This window comes from Paenibacillus sp. ACRSA (assembly GCF_022346845.1).
Classification (GTDB): Bacteria; Bacillota; Bacilli; order Paenibacillales; family Paenibacillaceae; genus Paenibacillus.
The window spans coordinates 739431-763424 of sequence record NZ_JAKRNP010000002.1; the positions used below are offsets into that span (position 1 = coordinate 739431).

Below are 23994 nucleotides of genomic sequence, written 5' to 3' on the forward strand. Positions count from 1 at the left end.
CTTCTGACTTTAAGCCCAGAATTTGCGCCGGTATCGGCTTGGTGATAGTCCGGTAAATTTTTTGAACACTTTGCAAAAGTAACTATGATCCGAATATCCTACCATGCTGCTGATCTCGGAGATCGTCACATCATCCGATCGCAGGAGCTCCTCTGCTTTTTCAATTCGAATTTTGTTCAGATATTCGTTAAAACCTTCTTTTTTGTGAGAAGAGAAATAACTGGATAAGTACGATGGATTAAAATGAAAATGCTTCGCTACGTCAGCAAGCCCAAGGGGCCGGTCAAAATGTTCATGCATATATTCCAACAACATCTTCATGTTGGGATCACTTCTACGACTACCTTCACCAGAAGTACAAGCTTGCACTTCTCTCATGAATGAATCCAATACATCCATCGCTTCACGAAGCGTGGTTGACCCGTCTACATTTTTGAAATACGTGTACTTGCTCTCTTCTAACGCGCTGGACTGAACATCCATATCTGAGAGTGTGATCGTCACGTTGAAGATGAGATTACCGAGGAAAGACTTAATGCCAAACACATCTGCAATATAGTCTCTGCCAAGAGTCTTGGCATGTTCCTGTAAATATTCTCTCGCTGCCTCTGTGCGATTGCGTTTAATATGCTGTAAGAACATATTAACATTAAACTGATAACCCGCTGGATGCAGTGGTGGAAGTTCACTGTACACCAGGAGAGGACGATCTTCAAAATAAAAACGATACTCCATAAGTTTGACCAGATGATTTCGGTACACTTCACCCATTGCTTCAAAAGAACTAAAGCTATCACTCAACGCCCATGAAGAACCAGGTTCTCCAGCTTCATGATCAAAAGCAAGATGTTTGATCCGATCAACCATCCAATCATCCTTCACAGGATCAACATTAAGCAATACAACCGGCAGTTCGCCTTCGGCTGGTACAAGTGCGTACTCTGCATCTGGCAGATGTTTCTTAAGCGCCAATGCCATCTGTTCTTTGTCTATGTGTATATGCTGCTTCGTAGCCGAGTCCTTGAGTCGGAATACAAGCAGACGGAAGCACATGTGCGGAAACGTCTCTTGGACGACATCCATCTCTTCATCCTCACTGAGGGTGAAGCCTGAGAGCATTTTCTCCATTAATTGTCCAAGACGCCAACCATCATGCGAAGGTTCAAACTGCAATTCGGGAATTTTGCCCGCCGTGCGTTGCAGCACCTCTAACAATTCATTCGTATCCAATTTGGGTTTTAAAATATAATCTGCCGCTCCATGCTGAAGGGTCGAGCGAACATATTCAAATTCACTAAAGCTGCTAAGTACGATTACTTCGATCTGTGGATGACGTGCTTTTAATGTACGAACAAACATCTCACCATCCATGACAGGCATCACAATATCAGTAATAACAATATCCGGATTCAGCATACGAACCTGCTCAAGTCCTTCTTCACCATTGGAGGCTTCGCCTACGATCTGAAAGCCTTCGGCCTCCCAATTCATATGATGCTTAATCCCTTGTCTTACAAGAAATTCATCGTCAACAATCAATACCTTGCACAACCGGTTCATGATCGCGACCCCCTTATCTAGTGTTCCCTCTATATATCTACAGATTATACCTTAATCATATCGTGTATGCCGCAGTTACGTGTTAGCGGTTACACAAAAATCAGTGTATTTACACCTCTTATATATTCTATGAAGCTTCCATAATTTTCTTTTGGCTCTGAGGTCAAAAGTACCAGAGGCCCCTATAGTATATACCTATATTACACTATTTTTCGACAAAAAAAGAAGCCCCGGCCAAGTTGAAGCATTTTGGCGTCTCAGGACTTCTTATATTACCTTGATTACCTACTTTGGTTCAATCCCCCATTGCAGATTTCCAGCAATATAACCAGTTACTTTAGACCAATCCGCATATGTGGAGTGGCTACTAGCGAAGGAATAGTCATCTGTCTGCGTATAATTGGTCCAATTGTTTTTGGAGAAGCGTGTTTGGATTTCCGTACTTTGACCCGGTGCAAGTGTACCTGTTGTACTCGTAAATCCGATCTCAAGAACATGATCCGCTCCGGTTACCGGTGCTGGAAGGGCACTGAAGTTGCCAGTCACATTCGCGCCACCAACGGTTGCCCAATCACAGAAAAAGTTCTGTGGTTCATTACCATTAATGGTGTAATAATAACGGATCTTTACGTCTGCCAGATTGAGCGCTGTGGTACCTGTATTGGTCAATTTAAACTTAGGATTAATCGAACTGCCGGTTGCTGCTGTTGACGCATTATACATTTCGATTCGCACAGTACCTGTTGGCTCTGGATGAGGTGTAGTTGTATTTTTAACATTCAGATTTAAATTGGCATCGTTACCTGCACTAAACACAAAAAGGAGTGTGGCCTTGCCCACAGGTAAAGTGGCTAGATACGTTTTGCTTAAAATGACTTGGCTGCCTGAAATGGTATAGTCTGTACCTTCGGTCAGCGTGCTATTGCCTGCAAGAATTGAACTTAACGTATTTCCGTTTAGTGTCAAGTTAATCGAAATGTCAGCCTGATGTTCTGTAGCCAGATCAAATTCTGCTGTCAACGGATGAATAGCTGAATTCAAGATAGGAGGATTCTCTCCTCCACCATTGTTTCCACCAACTGGGTCAGCGTATAGGATGCCACGTCCATTCGTTCCCAAATACACCCTTCCGTAAATTCGAGGATCTCCAGTAATTGTGGTTACACGAGCATACTGGTGCTGGTCATCGTTAATGCGTACCCAGCTTGCACCGCCGTCATCTGAACGAAAGAAGCCACGTGTACCATCAATTTGGGCGATTGTGTATAGAGCAACGACATCCTGCCCGGGAGCTGCTTTACCGAAACCAATGCTATCGGCTTCTTCAACATTGGACAATTTGCTAAAGCTAGCTCCCGAATCTGTGGAACGCCATAGTCCATAAGGACCACTTTCCTCATTACCACCCGCAAACCAGATTTCTCCCTCAAGGCCTGGAACGGCATCCAGATCTGAATTACCATCCACAGGAAGACCAGTTGCTGCCGAAGTAGTGAACGATGCTCCACCATTGACACTTACGTAGATTTTGCCTGCGGCAAATGCATAAAACTTATTTGGATTGACACGGTCGGATATGACTTTAGCCTGTGCAGGTATGCCAGAACTTGCGTTCCATGAGTTACCACTCGTCACAGAGTAATACACACCTTTATCTGACGTGCTCCATACAAGACGATTTCCATTTGCAGAGATTGCTACAGTGCCACCCCCTGCTGTGCCGGCAGGCTCAGCATTGGCTTTATACCATGTCGTTCCACCATCGCTGGATAAACCGATTGATTTGGCATTTGGATCTGCACTGTAATCAGCTTTACCTACGCGTACCATCGTTCCTGGACTTAGCTCCGCAAAATCAAGACTTTCTGTTGAAGCATAATTGGGGTTCGTAAAAATCGTTGCAGGGGGTTGATCCAGATCATCATGACGGAAACCTGCAACATCCCCCACGCCACTGACTAAATGTGCTCCACTAGGTGGACTGATTAAATCCAGTACAGCTATTTCCTCCAAACCTTTGGCTTTCACGGAAATATCAATTTTCGTATCGCTATCCCAATTCGTTAGATTATCACTTCCATATATCGTTGCACCTGTACCATACATCATACGATCCGAATCAAAGGGGTCAATCTCCAGATCGCCGATCATCCATCCTAGCTTCGGAGACACTTCCGGTGGAGCGGGATTAACGCCAAATGTTAACCACGGGGCTGCTGATATGTCTTGTGTATAACGCATTTTACGGTTGGGGTAACCGTCGAATTCCCAGATTCGTGTCCAGGTATGCCCCCCATCCTTACTGCGAAACAGATTGGCATCTGGCCACCATGAATTCAGGGTAGCAACCATTAACGTGCCAGGGTTTTGCGCATCTACTGTGAGTCCACCATATCCGAAATAATTATCTGCGCTGCTGCTTGGCACCGGACTGATGTTGGTCCATGCACCTGTAGCGGTGTTAAACTTCCACAAGTCGCCTTTCTCGCCATCATACGGACCTACTCCGTCGCTATATGAAATATAGAGGCTACCTTCCGAATCTAGCACACCATGGTGTGGCAAAAAGCCTGTAGGTTGGCCTGGAACCGCCGTCCAGGTCGTGCCTGCATCCGTGCTGCGATAGATACTTTGGTTTTGGTCAGCCACACCCACGTAGATCGTCTGTGTAGCTTGTCCTGATGAACCGGTCGTTTTATCAAAAGTGATCCATGCTAGACCAACAATATCACTGGTGTAATCGTTACTAGGATCTTGCACGTAGGTACCTGGATTCGGAAAGCTCGTCACTTTGCTCCAGGTTACTCCATAATCTGTGCTTTTCCAGAGCCCGTTACCGCTTCGCGCACCAAAGTATAAAATACGATTGTCATTCGGATCAATGACCAGCCGTTCTCCCATCGAACGTCCTGGCATGTTGCCGCCAACCTTGAACGGAAGAGTCGTTGTCTGCCAAGTATCACCTCGATCCGTTGATCGAAGGATGGAACCGTTATTTTGATCCCATGAATTGGTGTACGTTCCAACAGCCATATATACCCGATCAGGGTCAATTGGATCTGTTGCAAGAGCATCTACCCCGTTTTTGTTCCAGTCGTCCCAGCCGACAAAATCAGTCAACGGAATCCAGCTCTCATTGGACGGATTCCATCGATAGGCTCCTCCAATATCCGTACGAGCGTAGATTAGGTCTTTCTCAGATTCATTGAAAATAATACCGGGAACAAAGCCACCACCCGCACCTGTCACTACACTTTTCCACTGATAGGGCTCCGATGGTGCAGCTTCCGTTGTACCTGCTAGTATTCCTAAAGATGCTGTAGCCACAACTAGCGTTAGGCTGACCATCCGCAATTTCCCCAAAAACGTTTTCATTTAACTTCGCCTCCTCTTCAATATGTTCATTACATCCGGTTCAATCCTGCTGTCTCAGGATGACTTAATGCGTAAGCATATCGTATTTCTAGCCCGTGCCCTCATATCGGAACAAGCCCCACCTCCTCTCCGCCTCTCTTAATTAAGCGCTTACAAAAGTAACTAAAGACCTACGGCTTACAATTTCTCTTGAGCGCCATACCCCATTCAAATAATGTAAAATATTATCAGTAAATAACATTCGTTGGCAAAAACCAAATTCCTGCTCCAATTCTCGTCATGAACTAATTTTTTTAGTGAAGCTTTTGTCCTATTGAAAAAAGAACAACAAAAAGGTTAGCCAGTAGTCACTGGCTAACCTAAGAAGGCCTTACTTACATGCTATAAAAGTATTTTATGCGATGCTGAGATCGATGGCTAAGTCATCCATCCAAAAACAGGCATAGCCCAATTTACCGTTCAGTCAACTCCTCTACTCGTTAGTTAGACGATTGGAGCTGCCATATGCATTGGTTTTCTGCCCTTTCACTCCTGGCTTAATGACAAATACAGAGCCTGCATCTGGTGTTTCCAAGAGCCGCTCATCGGAGATACCAATTCGTGCAGTCGTAATGTAGAGGTCTTCCAAGTCTATACCGCCAAAACAACACGAAGTCACCTGATCAGCAGGCACCACGATCTGTTCAAGCAGTTCAGCTGTATCAGGGTTCCAACGTGTAATACGTCCCCCGCCCCAATGTGCGACCCATAACATCCCCTCTGCATCGACTGACATGCCATCTGGATAACCCATTTCCTCAGGAATGGAGATGATCGAAGTACGATTGGCAATGCTACCCTCTTCCAAATTATAGTCGAACCTATCTACAGATCTTGTAGGTGTGTCGATATAATACATTGAACGATGATCCACACTCCAGCCCAGACCATTAGAGGTGGAGATATGATCGACCATTTTTCTAACTGGCTTACCTTCTTCTAAACAATATAAGGCTCCCGTTTCTCGATCACCATTGCCCATCCCCATCGTCCCCGCCCAGAATCTCCCACGGGCATCGCACTTACCATCATTGAAACGGTTCGTTTCAATGCCGTGTTCCGGATCTTCTTCAATACGTTGAAGTTGCCCTGTCCCCAGATGAAAGGTATGGAATCCACTTCGCAAAGCCACGATGACTTCATCTCTACGATAAGGAACAACGGCTCCTACATGTTCACCCACATCATAAGCCTGATCACTACCTGTAGACGGATCAAAGACATGTACCTTGAAGCCTTCGATATCAACCCATAACAAGCGAGCTTGTTCCGCGTCCCAGCTTGGACCTTCTCCCAACAACGCATGACTATGTACCGCAATGTTCAAGCTACTCATTTCATCGCATCCTTTCTATAAGTGCATGTTTAACTCCAGGTTTTCCGTGCCGAGAAGATAGAAATATAGCAAACTTTTGAACAAATAACTCTGTCCGTTACTTGGTTCCACCTGACCATTCGAATCCAACCGCATCTAGAAACGCCTTCGTCAACACCATGTGACCTGTTGCATCCGGATGTACCCGGTCATACGTCAGAACCGCAGTATAATAATGATCCCAGAATGGAGCAAATGCAGCCTGTGTGTCCACGTAGATTGCATCGAATTCCGCAGCAACTCTGCGTACAGCTTCACCATAAATGTCCATCGTAGCACGCATTGGATCTTCTGGATTCGCTTCCAAATAATAAGGCGTCATAAGCACAAGACCTTTTAAGCTTGGACGAACCGATGCAACCAGCTCTCGTAGTGTGGACTCATATTCCTCAAGGAATACATGTGAGTCTGTAGATAATGGATTGTCAAATTGACGCCATACATCATTAATTCCGATCATGATGGTCAACCAGTCTGGTTTAAGATCCAGGACGTCCCGATCCCAGCGCTGCTTCAGATCACGAATCGTATTCCCACCATTACCCACATTTTGCACACGTAACATCAATTCAGGATATATGGAACGAAGCAGAGCATACACTTGGGCTACGTAACCGTGTCCTAGACCATTGCTTCCTTCCCCTACAGGATGTTCACGTCCGCAATCTGTAATGGAATCCCCGATAAACAGAACTTTATCATTTCTTTGAAATTTCATGATCAATTTCTCCTTTGCATGCAGGCATGATGAAGCAAGTTGAAAGATGGTGATGAGATTCAGCTCTCACGATTACCAGCCTTGATTTTTCAACCAGGTTAGACATAGTCCAGACCAGGCACTTACCGCTGCATTGTCCTCAGCGAGTCCTAATCCATGGGAGCCCTTCTCGAACACGTGCAAATCATACGGAATACCATGTGCGCCTAGTGCAAGAGCGTAACGCAAACTATTTTGGACAGGAACTGCTCCATCATCGCTTGTATGCCAGATGAATGCTTCAGGTGCATCGGCCTTCACTTGCTTTTCCGCACTATACGCTATAACTAGTTCGTCTGAAGCTTCAGGACCTAATAGATTTTCTCGAGAACCAGCATGTCCATAAGATTCCATCGTGATGACCGGATAACACAGAATAATTCGATCCGGGCGTGAGCTCACACGTTCAATTGGATCAGCATGCTCGGTTTGCCCTTCATCGTATACCGTTCCCAGCATAGCTGTCAGATGACCGCCAGCTGAGAAACCAAGTACAGCAATTTTGGAAGGATGAATACCGAAATCTTCTGCGTGGGCACGAACATATCGGATAGCCCGTTGACCGTCTGTTAGGGGGGCAGGTTGTTGATGTGGTGCCACGCGATATTTGAGCACAAATGCGCTAATACCTGCACGATTCAACAATTCAGCGATCGGTGCGCCTTCATGGTCGGCTAGAAATCCATAACCGCCTCCTGGGCATATAATGACAGCGCTCTCGGAACCCGGGTGAATAAAAGGAATCAGATGAGGCATTTCATCCTCATGCCCAATCGCTGCATAAGGTGCAGCGTGATCCCACAATGGAATAATTGATGTCAATTCAACTCATCCTTTCTCTCCGTACAACGGTTTCATTCCTTTGCACAGGCTCACTACTTTTGGAATTGATACCATCATAACGGCAACCAGCTTCGGTCATCAATATCTGAACAGCATCATTATTTAGGGCTTATCTCAAGCTCCCTAGTCTTTTGGTTATAGGTTACATGAATTATATCCACATGCATAGTGAGATTTGGCACAATTGTAGATATAAAGATTAGTATAATGTCCGAAATTGTTCAGGCGTTACATGTTCAATACGGCGAAATGTAGCGACAAAATGGCTCGCATCGCGGAAACCAACCCTGGTAGCCGTTTCTTTAATCGTCAGCATACGATCTCCAGTCATTAACTCTTTCGATTTGCGAATACGCAAAAGAATAAAATAGCTGTACGCCGTCATACCCAAGGATTGTTTAAATAGAGTATTCAGATGTCTAGGTGTGATTCCAAGGATTGCTGCCATCTCTTCCAGTCCAATATCTGGATCAGCGTAATGCCGCTCCATATAGGCTATTAACGGGGCGAGTCTCTCAACTGCATGTGAGATCGATGAGCGACTGCCTTTCATGCCATGCTTTTTCAGTAGAATCAAAAATCGATACATGTCCGCAGAAGCCTCTAGTCCAGATAAATCCTGATCACTCCCCATTGAACCAAGCACCTGTCTACCATAATGCTCAGGCGGACTGTCAGCTTCCCATTGATAGATAGCCGCCTCTCCCAAACCGAGCCCCTCCGTAATCGCAGAACATTGTGAACCAGCAAATGTAATATACAAGGTTTCCCAATCGCCTTGGGAGCGCAAGTATTCATGAGGTACGTTTGGCGCCATTAATATGCCGGACGACTCCCCCAGGATTAAGGTTGAACCGGCAAATCTGAACTCTCCAGCTCCCTTAACCGTCTGTAACCAGTGGTAACAGGGGTACCCGGATGGTCTCTTCACGCTCTCTTGGTTCCCATTATAACCAATGCTTTCAATGTAAAGGGGAAGGGTCTGATCCCTTGAAGTCATAAAGTAACGTTCATGCTGAGCTGATATGATCACATGCTTCCCTCCTTAACCTTGCAAATATATCATTTCCATATTCTTATATGCGTCATTACTTTTCTTATATTTTAAATGTTATATGAATCATATATTATACAATTATTCTTATACAAGAGGTGAACACATTGATTAGTCACAAATTGCCCAAAATGTTCTATGGTGGAGACTACAACCCTGAACAGTGGGATCACGAAACCCATCTTGAAGACCTGAGAATGTTCAAATTAGCGGGCATTGATATGGCAACCATCAACGTTTTCTCTTGGGCATTAATTCAGCCTGATGAGGTTACTTATAATTTTGAAGGACTTGACCAATTAATTAATAGTTTGTATGAAAGCGGTGTCTACGTATGCCTCGCTACAAGTACAGCAGCTCATCCAGCTTGGATGGCCAAAAAATATCCGGATGTGCTCCGTGTAGATGCTGACGGACGTAAACGTAAGTTCGGTGGCCGTCATAACTCTTGCCCAAACAGTCCGACCTATCGCAAATATTCAGAGAAAATCGCTGATAAGCTTGCTGAACGTTACAAGGATCATCCTGCTGTTCTGGTATGGCACATCTCCAACGAATACGGCGGAGACTGTTACTGTGACAACTGTGAGAAAGCATTCCGCGTGTATCTGAAAGAACGTTATCAGACACTAGATCAAGTGAACAAAGCTTGGAATACCAACTTCTGGGGACATACATTCTATGATTGGGATGAGATTGTGCTTCCAAGCAACCTGAGTGAACACTGGGGGAACAACAATTCTACCTTCCAAGGAATCTCTCTGGACTACTCCCGATTCAACTCGGACAGCATGCTGGATTGTTATCGCCTAGAGTACGATGCAATCAAAAAACACATCCCGGATTCTGTTGTAACTACGAATCTAATGGGCTTCTTCAAGCAACTGGACTATTTCAAATGGGCGAAGTATATGGATATCGTATCTTGGGACAGTTATCCTGGTCTTGCGACGCCATTTAGTTTCACCGCAATGGCACACGACCTTATGCGAGGACTGAAGGATGGTCAACCGTTTATGCTAATGGAACAAACACCAAGCCAGCAGAACTGGCAACCCTACAACTCACTGAAACGTCCTGGCGTAATGCGTCTGTGGAGTTATCAGTCCGTTGCACACGGTGCAGACACCATTATGTTCTTCCAGCTTCGCCGCTCAATTGGCGCCTGTGAGAAGTATCATGGTGCGGTCATTGAGCATGTAGGACATGAACATACACGTGTATTCCGTGAAGTTGCTGAGCTCGGCAAGGAATTGCAAATCCTTGGCGACCAGACGCTGGATGCTACCGTTGAATCTAAAGTAGCCATCGTGTTTGACTGGGACAACTGGTGGGCGATTGAAAAATCAAGTGGCCCTACGGTCGCTCTCAACTATGTAGATCAAATTCACAAATACTATGCTGCGTTCTTCCGCCGCAATATTCAGGTAGACATCGTTAGCGTGGATACCGATCTAAGTAAATATGACATCGTTCTTGCTCCAGTCCTATACATGGTGAAGCCTGGCTTCGCTACCAAATTAGAGAAGTTCGTTGAAGCAGGCGGTACATTCCTGACGACCTTCTTCAGCGGTGTTGTTAATGAGAGCGATCTGGTAACTACAGGTGGCTATCCTGGAGAGCTTCGCAAGTTGCTAGGCATTTGGGTCGAAGAGATCGATGCTTTATTGCCTGAGCAAAAAAACAGCATCGTGCTCAAAGAAAGCTACGGTGATCTGCAAGGGGATTATCAGTGCGGCATGTTATGCGATCTCTTGCACAGTGAGGGTGCTGAGGTCATCGCTGAGTATGGAGAAGATTTCTATCAAGGTATGCCTGTCGTTACTCGTAATAAATTCGGTCAAGGGGAAGCATGGTATGTTGCCTCTGATCCGGAAGAACGTTTCCTAGACGGTCTGCTTGGACAACTTGCTGCTGACAAAAACATTCATGCCTTACTGGAGACACCCGAAGGTGTTGAGGTTAGCGCACGTACCAAAGACGGTAAGCAATACCTATTTGTTATGAACCACAATGCTTCCACTCAATCCTATGATTTGGGTGCAACCAAGGTTCGTGAGCTACTGACAGATCGCGAGCTAACTGGACATGTGGAAATTGAGGGTCGTGGTGTACAACTGCTTGAAAGTAATTCATAAGAGCTTATCGAAGAAAATCATATCGAAATAGAACTTACCGAAAGAACTTATTCGATACAAACTGTCACCTCTTGATCTATAGTCCCACTCTTTTATCGTAAAAAACGAGGGTATATGTCATATTCTTCTGACCTCTGCGGAGTTCAGGAACTGCTACTTCCCGTATCCGGCTATGCCGGGTGCGGTTTTTTCGTATCATTGTATAGAAGGAAATAGTGTATTATAGCTCGAATTGGACGATACACACATTCTATGAAGCTCTACCTTTGAAACGGAGTGACTGACATGAATAAAATAAACCGGCTAGCCGCTATTGTTATGGCTTTGCAGCACGGTCACGAAACGGCACGCTCATTGGCTGACAAATTCGAAGTGTCACGGCGTACCATTTTACGGGACATCCAGTCCCTGTCAGAGATGAATGTTCCGATCATTGCCATATCCGGCCCGGGTGGTGGCTTTCAGCTCATGGAGGGGTATGTGTTACCTCCGCTGCAATTAGATCCTGTCGAAGCTGCAACGATTATTTTCGCACTTGAGAGGATAAGTCACCATGTGCATACACCATTTCAGGAATCACGTTGGACTGTCATGGACAAGATCAGAGCTATTATTCCAGAGGATGTTATGGCTAGAATCGACCTTATGCTGAACCAGCTAAATCATCGAATCCATGAGCATAATGAACATATCAAGCACTTTGAGCCTTCTAAGTCCTTAGTACCTTATGAAGGCTGGGCTGAGTCTTCTTTAATTCGAGTGAAAGCGCTATTGAACCATTCAGCAATGGTTGAGGCACAGCAAGACGAGCATATAGGAGAAAAGATGACCGAGGTCAGCCCTGGTCTATGGGAACTGTCTTTTCTCTGTCCATCCGAAGATTGGTCATGGGTCGTACGTTTCTTTTATCGATTAGGGAAGGGAGCAGAGGTCTTAGAGCCTGAAGAACTTCGGAACGAAATACGCCAGCATGCCGCAGACGTATTCCAATTATATGCATCTTCTTTCAATCGCTGTTGAACTATACTAAACCAAACGATAAAAGGAGGACTTCACTTCATGATTAACGACCCTATCACAACTTATGAAGAAGCGGTTCAGCGCATCCAAACCATAGGCATACTTCCACTAGCACCTTTATTCCCCGAGTATCCTTCACTCTCTTCACTAACCCTACAAGAGAATTGGCATAAGGATAACGCACTTGACCCGTGGCTCTGGCGCACACGCTTCGCCGAAGAAGGAATCGCCGCGTACGGAAAATGTATTAAAAAGAAAGCTGTATTGATCTCACGTGATTATTTCCCTTTGATCCACCGATTGCTGGCAGACCAGACGAGCATAAAGGAACAATATGATGCAGGTCTACGATCCCGAGAGGCACTTAAACTATATGAGCGAATTAGTGAGCAAGAAGGGATCGATGGACGTGCCTTGCGTGTACAGACAGGTTTTGCAGCCAAAGAATACAAAAAGTCGTTTGATCAAGGGCTCCTGGAACTCCAGTCCAAAACGATGATTGTCATTAGTGGTACCAAGGAAAAAGAAGGACTCGAAGAAGGCAAAGTGGCTTGGAACAGCTCAGCCTATGAAACTACAGGACACTGGATGAACTCTCATGGCGTACAGCCATTCAGTGGTAGCATTGCCGAAGCTCAGGCATTACTCGTTAGCAAGCTTGAACCGTACACTCCCCCAATCGCTCTATCCAAGATAAAAAAAGCGTTAGGTATTCGATAAAATGAAGACAAATAAATCCCAGTTACCGCACAAGATGGGTAACTGGGATTGCGCAAGACATATCGAATGTATAAGCCAATGGGTACGATCCTACTTTAATGAATCTCGCTTATTCAATTATAAGATTACACCATCCTTGAATATGGCAATCTCTCGAAAACCATGTTGCTCACTCAGCGTCTGACTCCGTCCAGAAGCGATGTCGATTAATTGACTGAACAGTTGAACCTTCACATCATCCATCGTCTGACCTTCGAGCAGTTGGCCTGCGTTAAAGTCAATCCAATGCTTTTTACGGTTCGCTAGATCAGATTGAGTCGCAATTTTGACAGTAGGTACGGGCCCACCAAACGGTGTTCCTCGGCCTGTTGTGAACAGAACGATGTGAGCACCCGCAGCAGAAAGCGCCGTTACCGATACGAGATCATTGCCTGGTGCCTCTACTATATTTAATCCGGTCTTTGTTACACGTTTACCATAACGCAACACATCAACAACCTCAGAGCGCCCGCCCTTCTGTGTGCATCCAAGGGACTTTTCTTCTAATGTCGTGATGCCACCAGCCTTATTACCCGGTGAAGGATTCTCATATATGTTCTGACCATGATTAACAAAATATTGCTTAAAACCATTAACTAGATCGACCAAGTCCTCAAATACTTGCTCATTAGCAGCACGATTCATTAATATCGTCTCTGCACCAAACATTTCTGGCACCTCTGTCAGAATCGCTGTCCCCCCTGCCGCGACAAGCATATCAGCTACTGAGCCGACAAGCGGGTTGGCCGTGATGCCCGATAATCCATCAGATCCCCCACACTTTAAACCAATTTTGAGTTTGCTAAGTGGGAGCGGCTGGCGCTTTTCCTGTTCAGCAACTTCTACCAGTTCCTCCATCAGGCGTAGTCCTTCCTCCAACTCGTCGTCTATTTCTTGAGCTTTGAGAAAACGAACCTTGCCCTGATATTCAGGCGCAATGCATTCACGGAACTGGTCTACCTGATTGTTCTCACAGCCAAGACCAATGACCAGCACTCCGCCTGCATTCGGATGTTCTACCAACGAAGCGAGCAACTGCTGTGTATATTTCAAGTCATCGCCGAGCTGAGAGCATCCAAACGGATGAGGAAAATGAAATACACCATCTACACGATTGCCGAACTGGGACTGACCCATTCGTGCTAATGCTTCACACACTTTATTGATGCATCCTACAGTATTTACGATCCAAATTTCATTACGGATGCCTGCTTCACCATTCGGACGAAGATAACCATCGAACGAACGCAGATGTTCGGGAGGCATCTCTGTCTTAGAAGCGAGTCCCGGATTATACTCATAATCGAGCAATCCATGCAGACCCGTTTTTAGATTATGGCTGTGAATCCAGCTTCCCTGCGCAATCTGTTCCTTCGCTACACCAATGGAGAACCCATATTTCATCACATTTTCACCAGCTTCGATATGATGCACCGCAATCTTATGACCTTGGGGTACATCATCTAGCAGAGCAAAAGAAACATCATCAGGCAATACAATCGTTTCGCCTTTTGTGTATTCCCGTAGCGTTATAATGACATCATCCTGAGGATGGATTGCAATCCAGTCCTGAACTGTACTTGTTGTATTCATAGACTCTCACCTTTCAGCAGCGAAATTTCGTGTACGAGCGCTTCTCGCAGCCCTTCACGTTCATCCAAGTTTTCGCCCCAGATGGATGCATCGGATAATACGGAACCAATAATACGATCTAATTGTTGCTCATTGCTATTCAATGTATCGTAGTCTTCCCAGTACCCAGCTAAGAGGGATAGAACCTGAGGGTCATCTCTTAATATAAATGACTCTCCGTTCAAGCGTTGTGTCTGATACCCTTCTGGCGTACTCACTGGGCGGTACAAATATAACAGCCCAGCAAATCCACGTAGCAAGCGGGACGGCCAGTTGCCTTCACTTTGTTCGTAAGAGAGCAGCGTAGGCAGAACACGGACCTTGAACTTACCAATGGTGTTTAATGCAATATCCTGCAATTTATGATCAATGAATGGATTGAGGAATCGTTCAAATATTTCTTCTGCATATAACCCTAAATTGAGATCCGGCATGTTCAATGCAGGGATAATCTCTTCATGCACAGCTTCTCTTATAAATGAACCGAATTGTGGGTCTTCCATCGTCTCCCGCACATGCTGCTTGCCCTGAAGAATACCTAAAGAGGACATAAGTGTGTGTGCACCGTTTAGAATACGCACTTTACGAAGCTGAAACGGCTTCAGATCTTTTACCCAATGTACATTTAATCCAGCCTGCTTCAGGGGCAGCTTCTTGTCCAACGCTTCATCCCCTTGGATCGCCCAAAAATGATAAGGCTCTGCTGTATTAATCAGCTGATCCTCGTATCCCCAGCGATTCGTCAACGCATCTGCTTCGTCCTGTGTTGGAGCTCCTGTAACAATTCGATCTACCAGGTTGTTTAAGAATAAATTATGCTCCGTAATCCAGGTGCGGAAAGCATCTGAATAACCAAAATCTTCACTGTGACGAAGGACGCAGCTACGCAACACATCGCCATTACCTTCGAGAAGTTCACAAGGAAGATGAATTAATCCTCTAGCTGAGTCTCCCGCAAAACGTTCAAACCGTCTGTGGAGAAACACCGTCAGTTTGCCAGGGAAGGATTGAACCGGCTCCCCCTCTACATATTCCGAAGATATATATTTCAGACCTGACTCGGTCGTGTTGGAAATAACAAACTCAAGCGATGGTAGCTCCGCTAGCTCTAAGAAATCCTGCCATTCTTCATATGGATTCATACAGCGGGAAAATATGGAGATCAGCTCTGTACGCTCCACAGGTTTACCATCGGACAACCCACGAGTAATCATCGTATACAATCCGTCTTGTTCTCTGATCTGCTCTAACTTCGCTTTTCCTCCCGGGCGAGGCTGCGTCACCACAATGCTACCATGAAATTTGCCTTGTCTTGCACTCTCGTGAAGCATCCAGTCAGCAAATCCTCTGAGGAAGTTGCCTTCACCAATCTGCAGTACTTTGACAGGACGTTCAATGATTTCCTTGCACTTCCGTTGTCCATCATTACCTAGCAAATTTAACTTTAATCTTGGACGTTTGGTGCTAGCCGACATGAGCACTCACCTCATTATTTATTTATCTTCAGCGGATGGTGATCACGATCTTATCGCATCCGTTGAAAACGCTTTAAATTCATTGTATCATCAATAAAAGGAAATTAAATTGCTTATAATGCGGTAAATATACTCTTTCATGATCATATTCTTCCTCTGGATAGCTGAGTAATGATTGGAAAGGAGACAGCATGAATCGTTCACCTGTTCGTACAACCATTCAGGCAGAATCAGGCATCCCATTTCGATTGGTGTATGCAGATACCAAATCACCCCAGAACGAATTGCCCGATCATCTTCACGATTGGCATGAGCTTATCTATGTATATCGTGGTCAGGGAACTATTTTTATCGACATGGGGCTTGAGGATATGACTGAGGGGGATCTCTTCATTATTCCGGGAAACACGGTGCATCGAGCCTTACCTGATGAAAAGAACCCCGTCACCTCTTCTGCGCTGTTCTTCAGCCCAGGCTTATTAGCGTCTGCGGCTGGTGTCAGTTCATCCGCATTACTAGCCCTATTTGAACGTTGTCGTAAACGTCGAGTGTATAAACGTCACCTATCCTCAGCCGAACGTTCCACAGTCGCTGCATTAATTGAAGATATTCAGCATGAGTTTGAACTGAACAGTCATCTTAGCGCACACGCCGCGTTGCTCAGATTACAACTATTGTTGATCACACTAGAAAGGCTTGATGCCACAGATCCCGAGAATCCCCCTCGCCCGGTACCTGGGCCAAGCTGGTTATCTGCGACGCTAAGCAGCATCGACGACAAACTTCGTAACGGCTTATCTCTGCCAGAGCTCGCGCAACAAGCTGCCGTCTCACCTGCTCATTTCAGCCGTGCCTTCAAGAGATATACGGGCATGACACTAACCGACTATGCACTTGCACGTCGGGTTATTATGGCTAAGGAGCATCTGCTCAAAAGTGATGCAACAATGGCCTCTATCGCAGATGCCTGTGGATTCGAGAGCCTGCCTCATTTTTATCGTCAGTTTAAGAAGCTTACGGGAACCACTCCAGCAGCCTATCGGAGAACGATGAGCAGTTAGCAGATGGCAGATGGTTCTATAACCTATGTTTTTTCATCCCTTTAAGGTGACTCATTTTTTTGAAGTGTAACATATTCTTCCATACACCTCGTATGGTATGATTAGGGGCAGACATCATCTTTGGATCAAGCCAAAGATGGTTTGAAGAGGTAATCCAATACGTCCTCCTGACGTTGTGGTACTCTCTTCTTAAGTGTATATACGCGATTACATTACAAACGGAGTTGACCTTATCGTGCTGATCAAATTTTTGATTTTTGGCTTACTCTGGCAGATTGTAGGTAATCCCATCGTAGCTATCCTCATACTTCTTCTTATTCTGTATTTCTTGGATCGTCGTTACGTCGGGGTATTCCCTAGCTTCATGAAGCCACTCAAGCGGTTACGTAGTATTTCACGATTACGCCAGCAGATCGCCATGAATCCCAACGAGGTTTCCTCCAAGCTGGATCTGGCTCGCCTATTAATGGAACGCAAACGTTATGAGGAAGCACATGCCATACTACTGGAGATTGAGCGCCCTTATGAACATTCGGCTGAATACTGGGAAGCACTAGGCACAACCGAGCTGCATCTTGGCAAAATCCAAGAAGGAGAACAACATATCCTGCAGGCATTGAATATTAATCCAAGGGTGAAGTATGGTCGTCCTTATCTTACGCTTGCTAGCAGCTTCAAGGATCAAGATCAGACTAAATCTTTGCATTACGTGAACCAGTTCCAAGAGATCCATTCATCATCAAGCGAAGCTTATTATCTACTCGGCTCGGTATATCGCTCCCTTGGAAGAAACGCGGATGCAAAGCAAGCTTATGAACAATCCTTGAATGTGTACCGTTCGCTTCCTAAGTACAAGAAACGTCAGGAACGCCGCTGGGCTGTGCGAAGCTGGTTCCGCAAACGCGGACTGTAGCCTACTTGATCTAAGCCTGATGCAGTGTACACAGCGAATATATGGCTATGAATTGAAAGTGCACGGAGCTTTGCCAGTGGCATCGTACCGTGTACTTCTTTTTAATCCTAGACGTAAACAACGAAAAAACAAACATCCCTCACTAGCAAATCACCATTATATCGCCTGCACTAGTAGTTCACGTAAACGCCCCTCATGGAGAGCCATCCAATCTGTACGTTCCTTCAGCTTCTGGATCTGCTGCACGGCTACGGCAGGTTCATCCGTACCTTCAAACATGCGACTAAGAAAATGCATCACAACGTCTAAACTTCGTAGCAATATAAGCTGCGGTATGGCTTCTCGTTCAGTAGGCTGCAAAGTAACATTCTCACAGAATCCCTGAATCATCGCCTCTAGTGCAAGCCACATCCATTCTTCATGCTGATCTTGTGTCAACAGGTCTGACATTGGAACAGCGAGCTCCATTACCCGCAAATCCCATGTAGCAAATTCAAAATCAAGTATGGCACAGATCTGTCCCTGTTCATTGGTAAGTACATTCGATGCATTCAGATCACCATGAACCAGTTGGTGTGGCAATTGCTCCATTCCATTCAACGCTTCAAATAGAGCCGGTAATACCCTAGCTAAATCTCGCATATCATCCGCACAAGCATGAAGTTCAGGAGGTGGTGTCTGGCATAGCTGCATTAATTTATGCGGAGTGCACAGTGGGTAGGCATCTTGAATCTGATAATATGGCGGATAAGCAGGTTGGAGTAAGATATCCAGTTTCGACATCGCCGAAGATAATGCTCCAGCAGCTCTGCCAAGTTCGAATAGTTGCTCAGGGGTATTCCATACCGGGTTGCTTCCGGCACAATATCGAAATAAAGCTACGATCTTATGCTTGCCAGTCGAGTCCTGAATCGGCAAAAAGGTTCTTGTATGCTCATCAGCCTTTATTTCGACAGGGGATGGCACCTTGATCGCAAAATTGGAACGTCCCAAGGTTCGCAGCACCTCATGCTCAAACCTAATCTTGGCTTGATCATTATGCGTTTCATATTGCCGAAGCACATAACGCTCGCCGTTCATTTTTATGATATACGTAGAATTGTTCATTCCCCCACTTCCACGCTCTGCTTCCCAACTTGGTTCCATTGTATATGTGGACAGCACACGCTGAATTAGCTGTTGTTCTGGATCATCTGAAGGACGTAAATGAATGTTGTGCATCAAAAAAACTCCTTTACCTTTCATTATCAACTGACCTATTCAAGCTTAAGATACTCCTCCTAAGGCAGAGAACACTTACATATTCTCATCTTAACGGAAGCAGGTAAGCGGGTCTAGTGATTGAAAGACTTCGCCATCATCCCCAATGGTGTATCAGCCTTAGGAAAAAGGAATATAGCCTGTTCGGTTTAACTGATCAGCAATGACACGATATCCTCTAGCATTGGGGTGTACCCGATCCCAGAATAATAATTCACGTTCATGTCCCAGAAACCGGTCATACACCTGCGCGCATGCATAATACCTTGATCCCGCACCATTCAAGAAGGAATTATATTGCTGTACCCAGTATGCCGCCTCTGCCGCTTGGGGGAACGGGTTATACAATCCAATCGTTCGCACCATGTAGACACTATTGCCCTTCAACTGGCGGATCTGCTTCATAATCTGCGAAACATGATTGCGTGTATCTCCCAGCACCTGAGTCATCTTGCTTGTACCCGGAACGCCATTACTTGCTTTGAATGTTCGAATGAGATCATTGCCCCCAATGGATATCGTGATGATATCTGCTTCTCGAAGCGATTGACGCACCCTATTATGCGAGGACACCATCTGTAATAGTTCTCCCGAGGTTAGCCCGTTCACACCCATATTATCCATGGATACAAATGTTCGAACGTTGATCTCTGCCATTCTGCGATACAAAGGAACAAATCCCGTGCCTAGCAGTGCTCCTGTACCTACGGTTAACGAGTCCCCGATCGCCGCATATCGATATACCATCACCATCGCTCCTCTCTACATGCTCATAACTCACTCATTGCTATAGTGTATGAGAAATCGAAACACATAGCGCGGGACAGTGTCCTTGGGCATTCACCTTTATTTGGTTCGATCACGGTTATCCCCGATTATTCAATTAAATAATATAGAAGAAATCATTTCCTAATAAGCAAAAAACACCGTCAGAAACCTCTGACGGCGTTATAGCAATAACTTTCGTTACTTACTCAGTATTTTTCCTTACTCACATGCCAAGGGTACGATCAGAATCAACGGATTCTGCCTGCTCCTTATTCGGGAATGGCCACCAATTGGCACGACCAAACATCTTCACCATGACTGGTACGAAGAACGGTAAGAATAACAAGGAGTACAACACTAATCCACTGAGAACTACGGTAGCAATCTGCATCATGGATAACACTCCTGATGGGTACATTGCAGCAAAGGTTCCGCTTAGAATAACCGCGGCAGACAAAATAACAGTTCCCATGTTTTTCATCGCGTAGAGCATTGCGTCCTGAACCTTCATACCTTTATTCTCATTGAAACGATCCATCAAGAATATGCTGTAATCCACGCCGAGGGCAATGAGCATAACAAAGCCAAAGAACGGCGTAACCCAGCTAATGCCTGAGAATCCAAGGATGTTAACAAATACGGTTTCTGTTATCGCCATCGATGTGAAGTATGCCAGAAGCAATGATACGATCAAATATAATGGCATAATGACAGAACGTAATAACAAAACAAGAATAATAAAAGTACCTACAAGCATCAGCGTAACGGTGCGTTTATAATCGTTATTGGATATTTCCTGCAAGTCAGCAAAGGTACTTGTTACCCCACCTACAGCGATATCTGCCTTTTCAAGCGCACTTCCTTGCACGGCACGATGCACTGCAGCTTCAATATCTGGTACACGATCAATCGCTTCTGTTCCGTATGGATTTTCGGCGAAGATGACATCGATCGTCATTGTTTTACGATCTGTGGACAGATAATTATCAAATACTTGTTTGAATTCCTTACTGTTCAACGCTTCATCAGGTACGTACCAACCGGCAAGATCCGAATCAGGTGAATTTTGCAACTGTGTCAGATAATCTTGTGCTGATTCCAGACCACCTGATACTTGTTTAATACCATCTACGCTCTGATTGAGACCATCTGTTAATTGCGTCAATTGACCGCTCAGATCGGTAAATCCTTGTTGAATTTTCTCCTGTCCACCCTGGAGCTGTCCTAGCCCATTTTGAATAGTAGGAATTTCACTAATGACTTTGCCCTGCCCGTTAGCCGCCTGCTTCAAACCTGTCTCCAGTTGACCTATGCCCATTACAATCTGGCTCAGTCCGTCTGCAAGTGCTTTTTGTCCAGTTGCCGCTGCTGCAAATCCTTCATTCGCTTGGTTAATACCTGCGGTTGCTTCACCCAGGTTCGTCTGAATTTGTCCCAGACCTTGCGCTAATTGTGCAGAACCTGTTCCGGTTTCACCTATGGTTCCCTTCACCCGCTGATAATCTGCATCGGTCTGCAGTTCAGGATAACGCTCTTCCAATGCTGCGAAGGATTCATTTAATTGAGTCAGCGCAGTTGAAACGCCGGTGAGCTGCTGTACAATTTCACCAACACCTTCACCAAGAGCCGAAACCCCTGCTCCTGCTTGGCGGTATGCCTGTAATAACTGGTTGTTCGCCTCTGCGAGTTGATCAGCGCTTGACTTCGCTTGTTGAAGCCCTGCTTTAAGATCTCCTGCTCCTGCCGAGCCATCCCGAATACCTTTTTCAATTTGACGAAGTCCTTCAGTTAATTGCGTAATTCCCGACTGCAGCTGTGTAGTGCCTTTGGTCAGTTCTCCCGCACCATCAGCTGCTTCTTTTAACTGTGGTTCATTTTGGCTTAACTGGCTGCTGGCTTCACTCAAGCCATCCCGGATTTTGTCCAAACCTGTCTTGCCTTCACCCAATCCATCGGAGAGAGTGCCTACTTGCTCAGTCACTTCAAAATCTTTGATCTCTTCACCTGTTGGCCGTGTCATACTGCGGACGCCAGAGATACCCGGAACCTTCTCTACCTCACGGCTAATTTTCTCAGCAACAGCCATATATTTGGCATTGTCCATAGTCTCATCGTTCTGAATAACGACCTGACCTGGTAGAGATTCTCCTGGACCAAAGCTGTCGGATATAATATTGAACGCTTTGACTGAATCGTACTTGTCACCAATCTCATCTAAACTATTAAACGATAATTTACCATCGTATGTGCTTAATAATGGTACACAAACGGCTGCTACAATTAACAAGGCTGCCCACGGACGTTTCAAAGAGAAACGACCTGCCACTCCATAGATCCGGCTCTCGGCATGCTCTAATGAACCTTTTGAAGGCCAGAATAGCTTTTTGCCGAGTACAGCCATAAAGAATGGAACAATCGTTACCAAGGCGAGCATCATCACTGCTATACCCACAGCAACTGCTACAGCGGAGCGATACAGCATAAACTGCGCAAAACCAATGGCAATAAAACCAACCAATACGGCTAAGGCGGAGAAAAACACTGTTTTGCCTGCTGTGCGATACGTTGCAATGATTGCATCCCATGTATTCTCATGATGTGCTAGCTCTTCCTTGAAGCGGCTAATCAGCAGGATACAATAATCTGTACCAATACCAAACATGACTGCCACCATAAAGATCTGTGTAAACGTAGAAATTGGGAAGTTCACTGCGTCCACAAGGAATGCCACAATCTGCTGCGATACAATGTAACTAACACCTACGGTAAGCAGTGGTACGAATGGCGCTACAAATGAACGGAATACAAGGAATAAAATTAGCAATATAAATACAACCGTAATGTATTCCGACTTCTTAAGTCCCTCCTGGGAGCTTTCGATCGTATCTTCATCAATCAGACCCTTACCGGTTATGTAGTGCTCTACGCTGACCGAATCTAAGGCTTCATTCAGGTCATCACGCATCTCTTTCGTAGTACGTTCGCCCTGATTAATGGAAAGAGACGTCAAGATTGTCTTGCCATCCGCAGAGATCATCTGTTCTGCTAATTCAGGTTCTGAAAAAGGTTCCAGGATAGACAGAATGCCCAGCTGCTCCTGCTTAGCCTTCAATTGCTGAATAGCCTTCTCTGCTTCTTGTTTTCCCGACTCACCCAGGCCGTCTGGGTTATGAAATACAAGAGCTATCTGGCTACCCTGCTGCTCGCCTTTTTGCGCGGCAGCTTCATTTAGAATGGCGGCTGCATTCGTTGAAGAGTATCCTTCGGGTACGGAAAATTGACCCTTTTCTCGGATTAACTCTCCCATATTGGGAGCAGTTAGCATTAATACTGCGGCGATAACGATCCACAGCCCCATCAGCCACCATCTTGCTTTCAAAATCGTTCTCATTTCTGCTCCGGTCCTCCCTCATGCGTTAGCAAAGCTGCAAGCTTCTCAAACGATTCAATAAAATTGTATACATCCTCTGGCTTGAAGTGGATCAAATAAGGCTCAAGAAGCTGCTGTATCTCTTGCTCTGTCTCTCGGTATGCCTTGCGCCCGTGATCCGTTAAAGTCAGGTAGACAACTCTACGATCACGCTCATCCCCAGCACGATGTACCAGATCACGATCTACCAGTTTGTTGACTAGAGCGGTAATACTACTCTTGCCCACGCAGAGCAACTCTGCTAGATCGGAAGGGGTGCATTGTTCTTTCTCATTAATCAGTCGTAATGCAATAAATTGATCTGTCGTCATCGTCTGACCCACGCGTTCACGAATTCGAGTATCGAAACGTTTGGTCACCAAAAACGATGCATCCAAGTAACGGTTAACCAAACTTCGAGCGTCTGGTGTTTTCATATCTTAATTCTCCTCTCTCAAAAAGTAGTTCACTTGTGAAACTATTTATCAATGAAACTATTCTATACTGAAACTATATAACGAAGCAATACTTTTTTCCTATCCTCTACAAACAAAAC

General features: G+C 45.3%; 17 protein-coding genes. 5 read left to right on the forward strand and 12 right to left on the reverse strand.

The features are described 5' to 3' along the window. Nucleotides 1-9: 9 nt before the first annotated feature. The 6 genes from MH215_RS08315 to MH215_RS08340 all read right to left on the reverse strand — a co-directional run bounded on the left by MH215_RS08315 (nucleotide 10) and on the right by MH215_RS08340 (nucleotide 8982). Nucleotides 10-1560, reverse strand: a complete 1551-nt coding sequence (locus tag MH215_RS08315; protein WP_239289591.1) for a response regulator transcription factor — start codon at nucleotides 1558-1560, stop codon at nucleotides 10-12. A 285-nt stretch (nucleotides 1561-1845) separates the two neighbouring features. Next, entirely contained in the window at nucleotides 1846-4935 is a 3090-nt protein-coding gene (locus MH215_RS08320) for a X2-like carbohydrate binding domain-containing protein (protein ID WP_239289592.1), read from the reverse strand. Nucleotides 4936-5407: 472 nt separating this feature from the next. Then, entirely contained in the window at nucleotides 5408-6310 is a 903-nt protein-coding gene (locus tag MH215_RS08325) for an SMP-30/gluconolactonase/LRE family protein (protein ID WP_239289594.1), read from the reverse strand. A 97-nt stretch (nucleotides 6311-6407) separates the two neighbouring features. Next, nucleotides 6408-7067, reverse strand: a complete 660-nt coding sequence (locus tag MH215_RS08330; protein ID WP_239289595.1) for an SGNH/GDSL hydrolase family protein — start codon at nucleotides 7065-7067, stop codon at nucleotides 6408-6410. Nucleotides 7068-7139: 72 nt separating this feature from the next. Beyond that, entirely contained in the window at nucleotides 7140-7928 is a 789-nt protein-coding gene (locus tag MH215_RS08335) for an alpha/beta hydrolase (RefSeq protein WP_239289596.1), read from the reverse strand. 220 nt (nucleotides 7929-8148) lie between these two features. Next, nucleotides 8149-8982: an AraC family transcriptional regulator gene (locus tag MH215_RS08340; RefSeq protein ID WP_239289597.1), complete on the reverse strand. Its 834-nt coding sequence runs from the start codon at nucleotides 8980-8982 to the stop codon at nucleotides 8149-8151. A 128-nt stretch (nucleotides 8983-9110) separates the two neighbouring features. Here MH215_RS08340 and MH215_RS08345 point away from each other — a divergent pair, with 128 nt between their 5' ends. The 3 genes from MH215_RS08345 to MH215_RS08355 all read left to right on the forward strand — a co-directional run bounded on the left by MH215_RS08345 (nucleotide 9111) and on the right by MH215_RS08355 (nucleotide 12881). Further along, the gene (locus tag MH215_RS08345) at nucleotides 9111-11141 is read left to right on the forward strand and encodes a beta-galactosidase (protein WP_239289598.1); all 2031 of its coding nucleotides are present in this window, start codon (nucleotides 9111-9113) and stop codon (nucleotides 11139-11141) included. 285 nt (nucleotides 11142-11426) lie between these two features. Beyond that, the gene (locus tag MH215_RS08350) at nucleotides 11427-12161 is read left to right on the forward strand and encodes a helix-turn-helix transcriptional regulator (protein ID WP_239289599.1); all 735 of its coding nucleotides are present in this window, start codon (nucleotides 11427-11429) and stop codon (nucleotides 12159-12161) included. Nucleotides 12162-12200: 39 nt separating this feature from the next. Continuing rightward, nucleotides 12201-12881 (forward strand): AlkZ-related protein, encoded by a 681-nt coding sequence (locus MH215_RS08355; protein WP_239289600.1) that lies wholly within the window; start codon nucleotides 12201-12203, stop codon nucleotides 12879-12881. 117 nt (nucleotides 12882-12998) lie between these two features. On the opposite strand, the gene MH215_RS08360 is transcribed toward MH215_RS08355, so the two are convergent. Both MH215_RS08360 and MH215_RS08365 read right to left on the reverse strand, forming a co-directional pair. Beyond that, entirely contained in the window at nucleotides 12999-14513 is a 1515-nt protein-coding gene (locus tag MH215_RS08360) for a UxaA family hydrolase (RefSeq protein WP_239289601.1), read from the reverse strand. Beyond that, on the reverse strand, nucleotides 14510-16027 hold the full coding sequence (locus MH215_RS08365) for a tagaturonate reductase (protein WP_239289602.1): 1518 nt from the start codon (nucleotides 16025-16027) through the stop codon (nucleotides 14510-14512). The genes MH215_RS08360 and MH215_RS08365 overlap by 4 nt, the downstream gene beginning before the upstream one ends. 191 nt (nucleotides 16028-16218) lie before the next feature. Here MH215_RS08365 and MH215_RS08370 point away from each other — a divergent pair, with 191 nt between their 5' ends. Together MH215_RS08370 and MH215_RS08375 are read left to right on the forward strand one after the other, a co-directional pair. Further along, nucleotides 16219-17088: an AraC family transcriptional regulator gene (locus tag MH215_RS08370; protein WP_239289604.1), complete on the forward strand. Its 870-nt coding sequence runs from the start codon at nucleotides 16219-16221 to the stop codon at nucleotides 17086-17088. Nucleotides 17089-17323: 235 nt separating this feature from the next. Next, nucleotides 17324-18001 (forward strand): tetratricopeptide repeat protein, encoded by a 678-nt coding sequence (locus tag MH215_RS08375; RefSeq protein ID WP_239289606.1) that lies wholly within the window; start codon nucleotides 17324-17326, stop codon nucleotides 17999-18001. A 156-nt stretch (nucleotides 18002-18157) separates the two neighbouring features. On the opposite strand, the gene MH215_RS08380 is transcribed toward MH215_RS08375, so the two are convergent. The 4 genes from MH215_RS08380 to MH215_RS08395 all read right to left on the reverse strand — a co-directional run bounded on the left by MH215_RS08380 (nucleotide 18158) and on the right by MH215_RS08395 (nucleotide 23875). Further along, nucleotides 18158-19222, reverse strand: coding sequence for a phosphotransferase (locus MH215_RS08380; RefSeq protein WP_239289608.1), 1065 nt, complete (start codon nucleotides 19220-19222; stop codon nucleotides 18158-18160). Nucleotides 19223-19381: 159 nt separating this feature from the next. Beyond that, nucleotides 19382-20008 (reverse strand): GDSL-type esterase/lipase family protein, encoded by a 627-nt coding sequence (locus tag MH215_RS08385; protein WP_239289610.1) that lies wholly within the window; start codon nucleotides 20006-20008, stop codon nucleotides 19382-19384. Between the two features lie 244 nt (nucleotides 20009-20252). Next, on the reverse strand, nucleotides 20253-23420 hold the full coding sequence (locus MH215_RS08390) for an MMPL family transporter (protein WP_239289612.1): 3168 nt from the start codon (nucleotides 23418-23420) through the stop codon (nucleotides 20253-20255). Then, nucleotides 23417-23875, reverse strand: a complete 459-nt coding sequence (locus MH215_RS08395; RefSeq protein ID WP_056700440.1) for a MarR family winged helix-turn-helix transcriptional regulator — start codon at nucleotides 23873-23875, stop codon at nucleotides 23417-23419. The genes MH215_RS08390 and MH215_RS08395 overlap by 4 nt, the downstream gene beginning before the upstream one ends. Nucleotides 23876-23994 lie beyond the last annotated feature (119 nt).